Genomic DNA, 12,252 nt, shown 5'->3' with positions numbered 1-12,252 from the left:
CGATCCGCGAAGGCGGCCGCACTGTTGGTTCCGGCGTTGTGTCCAAAATTGTTGAATAATTAGCTCACGCTGATTGCAGACTAGAATAGGGCGTCCTTCGGGGCGCCCTTTTTGCTTGCCGTGGGGGAGTTATCCTACAGCGGTGGTTTCGACCTGTTGCGCAACCCAGTTGTAGGTCTGCTCCATCCCGAGCCGAAGCGGTTGGGTCGGCGCCCAGCCAAGTTTAGCCCGGATCATGGCGTTATCGGAATTCCGCCCACGCACGCCCTCGGGGCCGGGGATGTTGTCGATGGCAAGGTTTTTACCAGAGATGTCGATGGCCATACGCGCAAGGTCGTTGATCGACACCATTTCGTCCGATCCGATGTTCACAGGTCCTGCAAAGTCGGAACGCATCAGGCGCATAACAGCCTCGACCGCTTCGTCGACATAGAGGAAAGAGCGGGTTTGATCACCAGCGCCCCAGACTTCGACGGTGCCACCGTCCGCGGCTTGCGCCACCTTGCGGCAGATCGCAGCCGGTGCCTTCTCACGCCCACCCTGATACGTGCCTAAGGGACCAAAGACATTGTGGAAGCGGGCGGTTTTCACATTCAGACCATGATTCCGATTGTAGCTTTCATAAAGCCGTTCCGAGAAGAGTTTCTCCCAACCGTATTCACTGTCTGGATCGGCGGGATAAGCGGAGGCTTCGGCGCAGTTCGGGTTCTGCGGGTCGGTCTGATTTTCTTTGGGATAGATGCAGGCCGAAGAGGAGTAGAAGATGTTGCGATTGTCAGTTTGGCGTGCGGTTTCCGCGACGTTGAGGTTCACTTGTGCTGAGTTGCGCATCACCTCGGCGTCGTTCTCGCCGGTGAACAGATACCCTGCGCCGCCCATGTCGGCGGCGAGTTGGTAGACCGCGTCAAATTGGCGGTCCATGGCGCGTCGCATGACTGTGAGGTCTTTGAGATCACCGAGGAAAAAGTCATCAGCCGGACAGCCTGCGAAATCATGCGGTTTCAGGTCGACCCCGCGCACCCAATAGCCGTCCGATTGCAGACGTTTCACCAAGTGTCCACCGATGAAGCCGCCGGCCCCCAAAACCAAGGCTGTTTTCATGTAAGTCGCTTTCTCGTCCAAGTTCATAAAGGCAATGCCGCCCGCGTTGCGGCGTATCAAACCACATGCGTTCCGTTTCGCATGTCGTGAGGTAGATCGTACCATCCTGCACATAGAGCGCTGTCGGGTCCACGATCTTATAAGTGTCGGGGAAATCGAAGGGGAATGCGTCGATAGAGAGTGCCTTGCCCGGTTCGTAAGTGAAGACAAAAGGCCGGTGCTCGATGGAGATGCGGCTGTTTTCCGGTGCATTATTGCTGTGGCCGATACCGATCACGCGGTCGCCCGTCCAGAGCGCATTGGCTCCGCCGCGGAAAATAGAAAACTTGTCGATTGTCTTGGGCGTGCGGGTTTTGAAGTTTTCGACGATGTCCAGAAGCATGAAGTTGTCATTCTCATGCTCCAAACGCCCGCGCAACACAATGAACGGATCAAACCCGTGGATGAAATAGAGTGTGTCGTCACGCACGAAGGGCATCCAGTTTTTGCCCTTGCGAATGGAGTGTGGTGGGATCAGTTGAATCCAGCGATCTTCGCGGGCGACATAGATCTTGTTGATAAAGCCAAAGCCCGGAAAGAAGGACTGTGCCGTGATGCACGGGCTGTCGCGCCAAATGAAAGGACGGGGATCTTCGCCTGTGCCGACGACGGTGTCGCCGTTCATTAGGATTGTGTTGTTCAGCCAAGCTTCCGACATTTTGGGGATGTGGCGGCCAAAGCGTGTGATCCCGAGATCAGGGTGAAAGGTTTGGCTTTCGAAAACGAGGTGATCGGCGCCGGCTGGAGCGTCTTCGAGGACGGAGAATTCGCGGAGAACGGAATTGAGTTTGGGGGGCATTGTTTGTCTTCAAATGGTTGCCGGAGATTTTTGCAGACTTTAACGTGTCGCCGACATCCTTGCACGCACTAGGTTTTGCACTTGAAATTGATTATTCGCCCCATTCCTTGCCGCTTCGTCCGCCTTGCCCTGAGTTTTGGGGCAACGAGAGCGTAGTGACACGGCGAAGCGACATTCCGAAAAATCGTAGGTTTGACCATTTAGGACTGTCTGGAGCGCGGCTCCTATTGGTCAAAGTGGCTAGATTTGCCGTCGTGCTTGCCCTACCTTTGTGGGCGTTTTTTCTGCTGCCCTTAATGCGCTGGGTGCCTTGGTAGGCCTTTTTTGTGCTCAGATATCATTTTGCAAACCAAGGCTTTCAAGAGTGGGGGGCGCAACGCGCGATGCGGGTGGCCATGGCAATGGCAGAAGTCAACGGGCCATCGCCCGCTGTCGCGTTGAAGCGGTTTGGTGCCTCAACGCAAGTGGAACGCAGGTCTGAAGTGGCCGTACGGGGCGTGCCTTTAAGAGGTGGCGTGGTCTATCAGGTCAAAGGCGAAAAGGTCATGCATTATGCATTTGTGCCATTCTCCGAAACGGCCGATGGGGACGTTCAGCTCATCGCGATTGACGTGGCTTATGATGGCGCTGCAATGCAGGCGTGGGTGAGCGGATTGGACGCTGTGGAGGGTGCGGTGACGGTTCGCGGCGAATTCGACCCGGCAACACCCTGGTTAAGCAACGCGGATTTGATCCGTGTGCTTGAGGCGGATGGCCACCGCGTTGCCGAACAGTTTCATTTGGTCGCGCCGTTTCTGGAGGGCAGGCTGGCCTGGTGGCAGGAAAAGCTTTCGCTGGGGTGGTGGTTTGTATTCATGTTCTTGAGCTTTGCGGTTACCTTTTTGTGGGTGGGTGTGCGAAAGCTCTGGATGTGGCTGTCGAGGATACAGTCAGCGCAGTTGCGGTAAGTACCGGTTTCTATCCCGCCGCGATTAATCCCTTGCCACCTGACCGAACCCCCGATATATCGCGCGGGTTCTCATTGAGAATCTCAAGGCGGGGTGATTCCCGCCTTTTGGGTTCGATGAGGGTTTGCGGTGGTCGCAGGTCCTCCTCTCAACTCCCACGCCTATAAAAGGCTGACGTAATGCAAAGTCAAAACATTCGCATTCGGCTGAAGGCTTTTGATTACCGTGTCCTGGATGCCAGCACACAGGAAATCGTAGCAACCGCAAAGCGCACTGGCGCAACGGTTCGCGGCCCGATCCCGCTTCCGAACAAAATCGAGAAGTTCACCGTTCTGCGTGGTCCCCACGTTGACAAAAAATCCCGCGATCAGTTCGAGATCCGTACGCACAAGCGTCTGCTCGACATCGTAGATCCGACCCCGCAGACCGTGGACGCGCTGATGAAGCTCGACCTCGCGGCCGGCGTGGACGTCCAGATCTCGGTTTAAGGAGAGTATATGATGCGCTCCGGTATTATCGCGAAAAAAGTGGGCATGACCCGCTTGTTCATGGAAGACGGTAAACAGATTCCTGTCACCGTTCTCCAACTCGACGGCCTTCAGGTTGTTGCACAGCGTACAATTGAGAAGGATGGCTACACTGCTGTTCAGCTCGGTGCTGGTGCAGCCAAGGCCAAACGCACCTCCCAAGCCATGCGTGGCCACTTCGCAGCAGCGAAAGTGGAACCTAAGCGCAAGCTGGCCGAGTTCCGCGTGTCCGAAGAAGGTCTGATCGAAGTGGGTGCGGAAATCTCCGCAGAGCACTTCCTTGAAGGCCAGAAAGTGGACGTTGCGGGCACATCGATCGGTAAAGGTTTTGCCGGTGCTATGAAACGCCACAACTTCAGCGGTTTGCGCGCGACACACGGTGTCTCGATCAGCCACCGTTCGCACGGCTCGACTGGTCAGTGTCAGGATCCCGGTAAGGTTTTCAAAGGCAAGAAGATGGCCGGTCACATGGGCGCAGTCCGCGTGACCACGCAGAACCTGGAAGTCGTCAAAACTGACGCCGACCGTGGTCTGCTGTTCATCAAAGGCGCCGTCCCTGGCCCGAAATCCGGTTGGGTTTCTGTCAAAGACGCTGTGAAGAAAAAAGCTCCTGAAGGTCTGCCTTTCCCGGCTGGTCTGAAGTCAGCTGCAACTGAAGCACCTGCGGAAGAAGTTGCCGCGGAAGGTGGTGAAGCATGAAACTTGACGTGATCAAACTTGACGGCTCCAAAGCCGGTTCAGTTGAACTGTCTGAAGACCTGTTCGGTCAGGAGCCCCGCGCGGACATCCTGCACCGTGTGGTTCGCTGGCAGCGCAACAACGCTCAGGCGGGTACTCACAAAGTGAAAACCCGTTCGGAAGTGTCCTACTCCACCAAGAAGATCTATCGCCAAAAAGGCACCGGTGGCGCACGCCACGGCGCTCGCTCGGCACCGATCTTCCGCGGGGGTGGCGTCTACAAAGGTCCAGTTGTGCGTTCGCACGGCCACGACCTGACAAAGAAGTTCCGCAAACTTGGCCTGAAGCACGCTCTGTCTGCTAAAGCCAAAGCTGGTGAACTGGTTGTCATTGAGGACGCTGCAACAGAAGGCAAGACTGCCGCTCTGGCCAAACAGGTTGCAAACCTGGGCTGGAAACGCGCTCTGGTCATCGATGGCGCATCCGTTAACGAGGCGTTCCTGAATGCATCGCGTAACATCGAAGGTTTGGATATCCTGCCAACGATGGGTGCTAACGTTTATGATATCCTCAAGCGTGACACTCTGGTGATCACCAAAGCGGGTATCGAAGCTCTGGAGGCTCGTTTGAAATGAGTGCGAAGGCAGAACATTACGACGTGATCCGCAAGCCGATCATCACCGAGAAATCCACAATGGCGTCCGAGAACGGTGCCGTGGTTTTTGAAGTGGCGATCGACAGCAACAAACCGATGATCAAAGAAGCTGTTGAAGCGCTCTTTGGTGTAAAGGTCAAAGCGGTCAACACCACAATCACCAAGGGTAAAGTCAAACGTTTCCGCGGCCAGCTTGGCAAGCGTAAAGACGTTAAAAAGGCTTACGTGACCTTGGAAGAAGGCAACACAATCGACGTGTCCACCGGTCTGTAAAGACTGCTTTCTTTGAGAAATTGAAAAGCCCCCTGCCAGTGATGGTGGGGGGCTTTTTGCCGTGAAATTCTTTTGGTAAATACAACTATGTGTTGACTTTTTTTGTGCTCATTCATTTTAGTTTATTCTATTGTATGGAAAAATCTGGATGGTGACCTGACGAATGGCAAATTCTTGGCATGTAGATTGGTTGAAGGAAGGTGTGGCCAATTGGAACAAGCGTCGCAAGCGTGTTTCATTTGAACCTGACTTGGCAGGCCTGAATTTTTTTGAAGTTCTTCCTCCGGACTTCCGAGATGAACCGAAAACGTCGAGGTACTTCGAAAAGATTGATCTATCAGGAGCAAACTTACGTGGCGCGGACCTTTCCCGGCTGAATTTTTCTAGGGCAAAATTTGATCATGCGCAGCTTTCAGAAGCGGATCTCACTCGCTCAAATTTCGAGCAGGCGAAATTCGTTGGTGCCGATCTAAGTGGTGTTAGTTTTGAGGGCTCTTATTTGACGTCCGTAGAATTCGAGTTATCCAATCTAACAGAGACTTCTTTTGCTGGCGCGGATTGTGACCAAATAACCGTCATTGGTATTCAGTTGACCTCTACTCAACGCAATCAGATTGGGCCGCAGGCAGTTCGAGAATACAGCTCTCGGGCGTTGTATCGTAAGGCGATGTATCTTGAACCCTCCACGAGATATTCAAGGACTGCTGCGGTTGCCGATGAAGCTGTAGTCGCCGATGAAAAGGATGAGCGCACCAAAAAGAACGCCTATGAGGTCTTTTTTGGAACAACTCGGAATCCAATTTTCCGGCAGGGTAAGATAGACGACTTCGGAACGGAGCAAGGGAGCAGTACACGCTACGGAATTGCTAAAGTGATTGTTCCTGAAGGTCACAGGTTGGGTGGAATTGGGCGCCGGCTGTGGAGGTCGTTACTCAACAAGAAAAGTACCAGCCTGAGATTAGAAGATCTTATGGCACTCAATTCCGATTTGTTTTTTTTGACTTTGTCGGAAGTGAGCCGCGCAGGAGGAAGGAACCAGCGCCCGACTATTTTTGTGCATGGTTTTAACACCTCATTCGAAGCGGCCGTCCTTCGCGCGGCTCAATTTGGGCACGACCTTGGTGTAGCTCAGGGAATAGGTTTGTTTAGCTGGCCCTCAATGGGCAAAAAGCGGGGGTATGCTTCAGATGAGGCTGCTGCGGAGAGAAACAAGTATGCGTTATCAGAATTCATAGAGGGGTTTGTGGATGCGTTTCCCGAAAACGGCGTGAACCTAGTTGCGCATAGCATGGGGTGTCGGTGTCTGTTGGGGGCAATCGAAAACTTGGAGAGTAGAAACCCGAAAGCGGCAAAATCTATTCATCAAGTGATTCTTGCCGCTGCAGACGTTGACGTTGGGATTATGCCTAGACAGGGCACATTCGCTGTGTCCAGTGCTGATCGAGCTACGTCTTACGTCGGCGATAAGGATATAGCGCTCAGGTTATCTGGCTTACTCCATGGTTTCGACCGCGTCGGTCTTGTGCCTCCAGCATTTACAATGCCGGGTCTTGATACTGTGTTAGTCAATGACACTGATTTGGGTCCGCTAGCGCATGGCTACATTGCGCAAAGCCGTGCAGTTTTAGCCGACATTCACGCGTTGCTAAGCAGTAATGATCCGCCTGAAATTCGCTTTTCCTTGGGTGAGCACGTGATCGGGGGAACGCGCATATGGAAAATCGCCGACTGAGAACTTCCCAGGTGCGCGGCTTACGGCTTGGCTGGACTATGCGCCAACAAAAACAGCCCTTCCACTTGCCACCACCCACCAACCAAGCTATATCGCGCAAGTCGTGTGGCCTCAGATTCGTTCTGGGGCTATTCACATTTTGAACCGGGCACCTACGGGGGCCTAAACACTTGGCACCTTAGTAGTCGGTTTTCATTGAGAAACCAGCGAGCGGGGGCCTTACACATAGCGGGCCTTGGGACACAAACCTTAGGCTCTGCACGCTAAACGGAAGACAGAAAGCATGGCACTTAAGTCGTATAAGCCGACGACGCCGGGCCAACGTGGATTGGTGCTGATCGACCGTTCGGAGCTCTGGAAAGGACGCCCCGTCAAAGCCCTCACTGAGGGTCTGACGAAATCGGGTGGCCGGAACAACACCGGACGGATCACATCGCGTCGCCGCGGTGGTGGGGCGAAACGCCTTTACCGTATCGTTGATTTCAAACGTAACAAAGTAGATGTCGCGGCAACCGTCGAACGGATCGAATATGACCCGAACCGGACCGCCTTCATCGCACTGATCAAATATGATGACGGTGAGCAGGCATACATCCTTGCGCCTCAGCGTTTGGCCATTGGTGACAAAGTTGTCGCTTCAGCCAAAGCCGACATCAAGCCGGGCAACGCAATGCCGTTCTCGGGCATGCCAATCGGTACGATCATTCACAACATCGAGCTGAAGCCAGGCAAAGGCGGCCAGATCGCCCGTGCTGCTGGTACTTACGCTCAGTTTGTGGGTCGTGACGGTGGGTACGCTCAGATCCGCTTGTCGTCTGGTGAACTGCGCCTCGTGCGTCAGGAATGCATGGCCACCGTTGGTGCCGTGTCGAACCCCGACAACAGCAACCAGAACTACGGTAAAGCCGGTCGTATGCGCCACAAAGGCAAACGTCCGTCGGTTCGTGGTGTTGTTATGAACCCGATCGATCACCCACACGGTGGTGGTGAAGGTCGTACGTCTGGTGGTCGTCACCCGGTTACTCCTTGGGGTAAGCCGACCAAAGGTGCACGCACTCGCAATAAAAACAAAGCGTCGCAGAAGCTTATTATCCGCTCGCGTCACGCCAAGAAGAAGGGACGTTAATCTATGTCTCGCTCTGTATGGAAAGGCCCCTTTGTTGACGCTTACGTCCTGAAGAAGGCCGAAGCGACACGTGAAAGTGGCCGCAACGAAGTGATCAAGATCTGGTCGCGTCGCTCCACCATCCTGCCCCAGTTCGTGGGCCTGACTTTTGGCGTTTACAACGGTCAGAAACACGTTCCGGTGCTGGTATCCGAAGACATGATCGGTCAGAAATTCGGTGAATATTCGCCGACCCGTAACTACTACGGGCATGCTGCCGACAAAAAAGCGAAACGGAAGTAAGTCATGGGCAAGGCAAAGAACCCCCGCCGCGTGGCTGAAAACGAAGCAATGGCGAAAGTCCGCATGCTTCGCACCAGCCCGCAGAAACTGAACCTCGTGGCCGGCATGATCCGCGGCAAGAAAGTCGAGAAGGCGTTGACCGACCTGACTTTCTCCAACAAGCGGATCGCAGCAGATGTGAAGAAATGTCTTCAGTCCGCAATTGCCAACGCTGAGAACAACCACAACCTGGACGTCGACGAGCTGATCGTTGCCGAAGCCTATGTGGGTAAAAACCTGACTCTGAAACGCGGTCGTCCGCGGGCACGGGGTCGCTTCGGCAAGATCCTGAAGCCGTTCTCGGAGCTCACGATCAAGGTGCGTCAAGTTGAGGAGCAAGCCTAATGGGTAATAAAGTCAATCCGATTGGCATGCGCCTTCAGGTGAACCGCACCTGGGACAGCCGCTGGTATGCAGACACCAAAGACTATGGTGACCTGCTTCTTGAAGATCTCAAAATTCGTGAGTTCATCAAGACCGAGTGTAAGCAAGCCGGTATCGCACGCGTGATCATCGAGCGCCCACACAAGAAATGCCGTGTGACTGTTCACACTGCACGTCCGGGCGTGATCATCGGTAAGAAAGGCGCAGACATCGAAACACTTCGTAAGAAGATCGCTTCGATGACTGACAGCGAGCTGCACCTCAACATCGTTGAAGTGCGCAAGCCTGAGCTCGACGCAACGCTGGTTGGCGAGTCCATCGCTCAGCAGCTGGAGCGCCGTGTGTCTTTCCGTCGCGCGATGAAGCGCGCCGTTCAGAACGCTATGCGCATGGGCGCCCTGGGTATCCGGGTGAACGTCGCTGGCCGTCTGGGTGGAGCCGAGATCGCACGTACCGAATGGTATCGTGAAGGTCGCGTTCCGCTGCACACACTGCGTGCCGACATCGACTACGCACACGTGGAAGCCACGACCGCTTATGGGATCATTGGTATCAAAACCTGGATCTTCAAAGGCGAGATCATGGAACACGATCCACAAGCGCGTGACCGTCGTTCGCAAGAAGTCCAGGATGGCCCAGCACCTCGCGGTGCAGGCGGTCGTCGCTAAGGGAGACTGATCAATGCTGCAACCAAAGCGTACAAAATTCCGCAAACAGCACAAAGGCCGTATCAAAGGTCTTGCTAAAGGCGGTTCGGATCTGAACTTCGGTTCTTATGGTCTGAAAGCAACCACACCTGAGCGTGTGACTGCTCGTCAAATCGAAGCGGCGCGTCGTGCTATGACCCGTCACATGAAACGTCAGGGTCGGGTATGGATCCGTATCTTCCCAGACGTGCCTGTGACCGCCAAGCCGATCGAAGTTCGTATGGGTAAAGGTAAGGGTTCCGTGGACCGTTGGGTCTGCAAGGTGAAGCCTGGCCGTGTACTGTTCGAAATCGACGGTGTGTCCGACGATGTCGCACGTGAGGCCCTGCGTCTTGCTGCCATGAAGCTGCCGGTGAAAACCCGCGTCGTGGTTCGCGAAGACTGGTAAGTCTTTGACGGAGTAACCCGTTTGAAAACCTAAAAGCCCCCGTCGAGAAATCGGCGGGGGCTTTTTGTTTCAAACCTATGTAAAAAGCCCGCTAAATAGATGGGTCATCGGCGGGCGCGTCGGCAATTTCGCCTTTTGAGGAAAACACTCTTTGTGTTAACCTTTGTTAATTCAAAAGGCTGATTGCTCATGACACCAGACGGTTTGAAAGTTTCCGACATCCTTCAGGACTTCCCTGATTGCCCGCAAAGAGAGATGGCGTTGCGTGCATTGCGCAAAGGCCATGAGGATCTGGCGGGTGAATGGCTGAAAGCTCTAACGGATATGGTTAGCGAAGGGCGTGCCCGCATAGAGGCTGACCGGCTGGTAGATCAAAAGCGCCGAGCCTGACGGCCAAGGCTAATCGAAAAACAAAAAGCCCCGACACATTGCTGTGTGGGGCTTTTGTGTTGTCATGACGTCGGTATCAGGCGGCGCGGATGGTTGACCGCTTGGCCGACTGGATCGGCGTTTTTGGGCTGGCTTTTTCGCGCAAACGGAAGCGGGACATGGCCTCAACCAGGTTTTGGGCCTCGGTGCGCAACACCTGTCCGGCGGCCGAGGTTTCTTCGAGCATTGCCGCGCTGTTTTGGCCGTCGCGGTCCAGCGACTCGACAGAACCGTTGACCTCGGTGAGGCTGGCTGATTGCTCAACAGTGTTCTCCGCGATGTCTTTGACCTTGCCCACAACCTTTTCGACAGCACCGACGATGTCTTCCAGTGCATTGCCGGTTTGATCCATCAATGCGACGCCGTTGGTGACTTCTGAGGTCGAGCTTGCGATCAGTTCGCTGATATCATGCGCGGCGCCGGAAGAGCGTTGCGCCAGCGCGCGGACCTCGGAGGCGACGACGGCAAAGCCACGCCCTGCATCGCCAGCTCGCGCGGCCTCGACACCGGCGTTGAGGGCCAGCAAATTGGTTTGAAAAGCCACGTCTTCGATCATGTCGGTAATCTGGGAGATGGCGTCGGAGCTGTCCTTGATGCGCTGCATGGCGGTCAGGCTCTCTTCGGCGATGCGGCGGCTGTCGTTGGCTTTGTCTTGCGCCAAATCGACGTGTTCGCGGGCAGATTGGGCATTTGCCGCCGTGTCGCTGACGGTTGCACTGATGTTTTGCAGTGCAGCGGAGGTTTCCTCAAGCGAGGCTGCCGCCACTTCTCCACGGCGGGAGGCGTCGTCGACGGCAGACGCGATTTCGCCGGCTGTCCGGTTCAGGACGCTGCTGGAGTTGGTCAGCTGACGCACCATATCATCAAGGCTGCTGTTGAGGTGGTCAATGGCCGAAGAGATCTCCTTGAAGACACCTTTCTGTCCTGCGGGCATCTGGTGGGTGAGGTCGCCTGTGGCAAGAATGCTGAGCGCGGATTTGATGTCGCCGAGCCCTTTTTCTGCGACTTCGCCAATAAGATTCACGCCGTGAGCCAGTTCGGTGAAGCCGTTTTCTTCATGTGTGACGTCAATGCGCATGGAGAAGTCCCCATCTGCGCAGGCTTCTATCACGGCAGAAACGTCGTGCATGAGGGCCTGTTTTTGGACTTCTTCTTCGCGGTTTTGCGACGCAACATCAACGATCGCGGAAATTTCCCGAATAGCCGCTTTTGGCACATCGACAGAGAAATCACCTGCATTCATCTTCTTCAGGAAATTGTCCAGAGCGCGCAGCGGGCGGGAGATGGCGCGCGCCATAAGAAGCGAGCAGAGCACATAAAACAATCCGCCGATGGAGCCGACGAGGACAGTTGTGTTGCGAGCGGATTGTGCAACGGCGGCGTCTTCTGCCTCAAGAAGTGTGCGCACGGAACCGGCAGTTTCCACAATTTTTTGCATGGCTGGCTGGGATGCGGCAAAGGCTGCCGACACGTTTTTGCGAGCGGCCACTTCAACGGTAGTTTCATCTGCAAAGGCGACGAATGCGGTTTCATATTCGTCAAGCGCCTGGTCAATTTTCGTCTTTTGCTCTGCAGAGTTGTACAAGAAGACCGGTAGAGCGCGAAATTCCTTGAGGCGCTGGAGAACCGCATCAACGTAAGCTGTGTCACTGGTCAGCATGAAATCCTTTTCGGATTGGCGAGCGGTTAGGATTTTGGCGTGCAAAACCGGGACTTCGATGAATTTGAGCTCCCCCTCTACGGCACTAACAGCTGCGTTGAGTGCGCCGTGAAGACCTTCGGTTCCGGTCAGACCAAGGCGTTGGTTTGAAGCAACCAGGGCGGCAAAGCTCTCTTCGTATTGAAGGATGTGCTCCTGTAACTCTGGCAGGGCCGCTGTGGCCTCCGCCATTTCAGGCAATTCGTCCAGATGGATAGACAGCGTTTCGAAGTCGGCGGTCATCGCGTTCATCGTGGCGGCATGCTGATCGATGTATTTGGTGGTCTTGCGCAGAAGGAAGTCCTTCTCGTGACGCCTCGCCATGAGGAATTTGATTTGAAGTCCTTCTGTTTCCAAATTGATATTGTCGATCGCAAGAATGCGGTGCTGAGCAATGTCGCGCTGGTTAAAGGCGGTCATGGCTGTGCTGGCGATCACGAATAGGAC

15 protein-coding genes are annotated in these 12,252 nt (G+C 54.8%); 12 read left to right on the top strand and 3 right to left on the bottom strand.

Features of this window, described 5'->3' with window-relative positions; genetic code table 11:
• Window positions 1-129: 129 nt before the first annotated feature.
• A complete protein-coding gene (locus SHIM_RS15140; protein WP_054003517.1) occupies window positions 130-1,101 on the bottom strand; it encodes an NAD-dependent epimerase/dehydratase family protein in 972 nt (323 codons plus the stop codon).
• The gene (locus SHIM_RS15135) at window positions 992-1,939 is read right to left on the bottom strand and encodes a hypothetical protein (RefSeq protein WP_054003516.1); all 948 of its coding nucleotides are present in this window, start codon (window positions 1,937-1,939) and stop codon (window positions 992-994) included. The genes SHIM_RS15140 and SHIM_RS15135 overlap by 110 nt, the downstream gene beginning before the upstream one ends.
• 395 nt (window positions 1,940-2,334) lie before the next feature.
• Between SHIM_RS15135 and SHIM_RS15130 the strand changes: the two genes are divergently transcribed.
• The 12 genes from SHIM_RS15130 (at window position 2,335) to SHIM_RS15075 (ending at window position 10,067) form a co-directional block, all read left to right on the top strand.
• Window positions 2,335-2,886 carry a hypothetical protein gene (locus tag SHIM_RS15130; protein WP_206541367.1) on the top strand — a complete coding sequence of 184 codons (552 nt, stop codon included), beginning with the start codon at window positions 2,335-2,337 and terminating at the stop codon, window positions 2,884-2,886.
• A 179-nt stretch (window positions 2,887-3,065) separates the two neighbouring features.
• A complete protein-coding gene (gene rpsJ / locus SHIM_RS15125; RefSeq protein WP_054003514.1) occupies window positions 3,066-3,374 on the top strand; it encodes a 30S ribosomal protein S10 in 309 nt (102 codons plus the stop codon).
• Window positions 3,375-3,386: 12 nt separating this feature from the next.
• The gene (rplC, locus tag SHIM_RS15120) at window positions 3,387-4,112 is read left to right on the top strand and encodes a 50S ribosomal protein L3 (protein WP_054003524.1); all 726 of its coding nucleotides are present in this window, start codon (window positions 3,387-3,389) and stop codon (window positions 4,110-4,112) included.
• Window positions 4,109-4,726: a 50S ribosomal protein L4 gene (gene rplD, locus SHIM_RS15115; RefSeq protein ID WP_054003513.1), complete on the top strand. Its 618-nt coding sequence runs from the start codon at window positions 4,109-4,111 to the stop codon at window positions 4,724-4,726. Before rplC ends, rplD begins: the two co-directional genes overlap by 4 nt.
• Complete coding sequence (locus SHIM_RS15110) at window positions 4,723-5,019, top strand: 50S ribosomal protein L23 (RefSeq protein WP_054003512.1); 297 nt, start codon at window positions 4,723-4,725, stop codon at window positions 5,017-5,019. The genes rplD and SHIM_RS15110 overlap by 4 nt, the downstream gene beginning before the upstream one ends.
• Before the next feature lie 163 nt (window positions 5,020-5,182).
• Window positions 5,183-6,751, top strand: a complete 1,569-nt coding sequence (locus SHIM_RS15105) for an alpha/beta hydrolase (RefSeq protein WP_054003511.1) — start codon at window positions 5,183-5,185, stop codon at window positions 6,749-6,751.
• Window positions 6,752-7,034: 283 nt separating this feature from the next.
• Window positions 7,035-7,877 carry a 50S ribosomal protein L2 gene (gene rplB, locus SHIM_RS15100; RefSeq protein WP_054003510.1) on the top strand — a complete coding sequence of 281 codons (843 nt, stop codon included), beginning with the start codon at window positions 7,035-7,037 and terminating at the stop codon, window positions 7,875-7,877.
• 3 nt (window positions 7,878-7,880) lie between these two features.
• Entirely contained in the window at window positions 7,881-8,159 is a 279-nt protein-coding gene (gene rpsS, locus SHIM_RS15095; RefSeq protein ID WP_054003509.1) for a 30S ribosomal protein S19, read from the top strand.
• Between the two features lie 3 nt (window positions 8,160-8,162).
• A complete protein-coding gene (rplV, locus tag SHIM_RS15090) occupies window positions 8,163-8,543 on the top strand; it encodes a 50S ribosomal protein L22 (RefSeq protein WP_054003508.1) in 381 nt (126 codons plus the stop codon).
• The gene (gene rpsC / locus SHIM_RS15085) at window positions 8,543-9,250 is read left to right on the top strand and encodes a 30S ribosomal protein S3 (RefSeq protein WP_054003507.1); all 708 of its coding nucleotides are present in this window, start codon (window positions 8,543-8,545) and stop codon (window positions 9,248-9,250) included. The genes rplV and rpsC overlap by 1 nt, the downstream gene beginning before the upstream one ends.
• Window positions 9,251-9,263: 13 nt before the next feature.
• Entirely contained in the window at window positions 9,264-9,677 is a 414-nt protein-coding gene (gene rplP, locus SHIM_RS15080) for a 50S ribosomal protein L16 (RefSeq protein ID WP_054003506.1), read from the top strand.
• A 189-nt stretch (window positions 9,678-9,866) separates the two neighbouring features.
• The gene (locus SHIM_RS15075; protein ID WP_054003505.1) at window positions 9,867-10,067 is read left to right on the top strand and encodes a hypothetical protein; all 201 of its coding nucleotides are present in this window, start codon (window positions 9,867-9,869) and stop codon (window positions 10,065-10,067) included.
• A gap of 76 nt (window positions 10,068-10,143) precedes the next feature.
• Here SHIM_RS15075 and SHIM_RS15070 read toward each other — a convergent pair whose 3' ends face one another.
• On the bottom strand, window positions 10,144-12,243 hold the full coding sequence (locus SHIM_RS15070) for a methyl-accepting chemotaxis protein (RefSeq protein WP_193749937.1): 2,100 nt from the start codon (window positions 12,241-12,243) through the stop codon (window positions 10,144-10,146).
• Window positions 12,244-12,252: the final 9 nt, after the last annotated feature.

Source organism: Shimia sp. SK013 (assembly GCF_001292625.1).
GTDB lineage: Bacteria > Pseudomonadota > Alphaproteobacteria > Rhodobacterales > Rhodobacteraceae > Shimia.
This window is presented reverse-complemented; position numbering and strand designations above follow the sequence as displayed.

What these genes read in the sequence shown, in the direction of transcription:
- SHIM_RS15105 (WP_054003511.1), top strand. Translation starts at nt 5,183, where the DNA reads ATGGCAAATTCTTGGCATGTAGATTGGTTGAAGGAAGGTGTGGCCAAT.
- rpsS (WP_054003509.1), top strand. Translation starts at nt 7,881, where the DNA reads ATGTCTCGCTCTGTATGGAAAGGCCCCTTTGTTGACGCTTACGTCCTG.
- SHIM_RS15135 (WP_054003516.1), bottom strand. Translation starts at nt 1,939, where the DNA reads ATGCCCCCCAAACTCAATTCCGTTCTCCGCGAATTCTCCGTCCTCGAA.
- rpsJ (WP_054003514.1), top strand. Translation starts at nt 3,066, where the DNA reads ATGCAAAGTCAAAACATTCGCATTCGGCTGAAGGCTTTTGATTACCGT.
- SHIM_RS15075 (WP_054003505.1), top strand. Translation starts at nt 9,867, where the DNA reads ATGACACCAGACGGTTTGAAAGTTTCCGACATCCTTCAGGACTTCCCT.
- SHIM_RS15110 (WP_054003512.1), top strand. Translation starts at nt 4,723, where the DNA reads ATGAGTGCGAAGGCAGAACATTACGACGTGATCCGCAAGCCGATCATC.
- SHIM_RS15130 (WP_206541367.1), top strand. Translation starts at nt 2,335, where the DNA reads ATGGCAATGGCAGAAGTCAACGGGCCATCGCCCGCTGTCGCGTTGAAG.
- rplD (WP_054003513.1), top strand. Translation starts at nt 4,109, where the DNA reads ATGAAACTTGACGTGATCAAACTTGACGGCTCCAAAGCCGGTTCAGTT.
- SHIM_RS15140 (WP_054003517.1), bottom strand. Translation starts at nt 1,101, where the DNA reads ATGAAAACAGCCTTGGTTTTGGGGGCCGGCGGCTTCATCGGTGGACAC.
- rplC (WP_054003524.1), top strand. Translation starts at nt 3,387, where the DNA reads ATGCGCTCCGGTATTATCGCGAAAAAAGTGGGCATGACCCGCTTGTTC.
- rplP (WP_054003506.1), top strand. Translation starts at nt 9,264, where the DNA reads ATGCTGCAACCAAAGCGTACAAAATTCCGCAAACAGCACAAAGGCCGT.
- rplV (WP_054003508.1), top strand. Translation starts at nt 8,163, where the DNA reads ATGGGCAAGGCAAAGAACCCCCGCCGCGTGGCTGAAAACGAAGCAATG.
- rplB (WP_054003510.1), top strand. Translation starts at nt 7,035, where the DNA reads ATGGCACTTAAGTCGTATAAGCCGACGACGCCGGGCCAACGTGGATTG.
- rpsC (WP_054003507.1), top strand. Translation starts at nt 8,543, where the DNA reads ATGGGTAATAAAGTCAATCCGATTGGCATGCGCCTTCAGGTGAACCGC.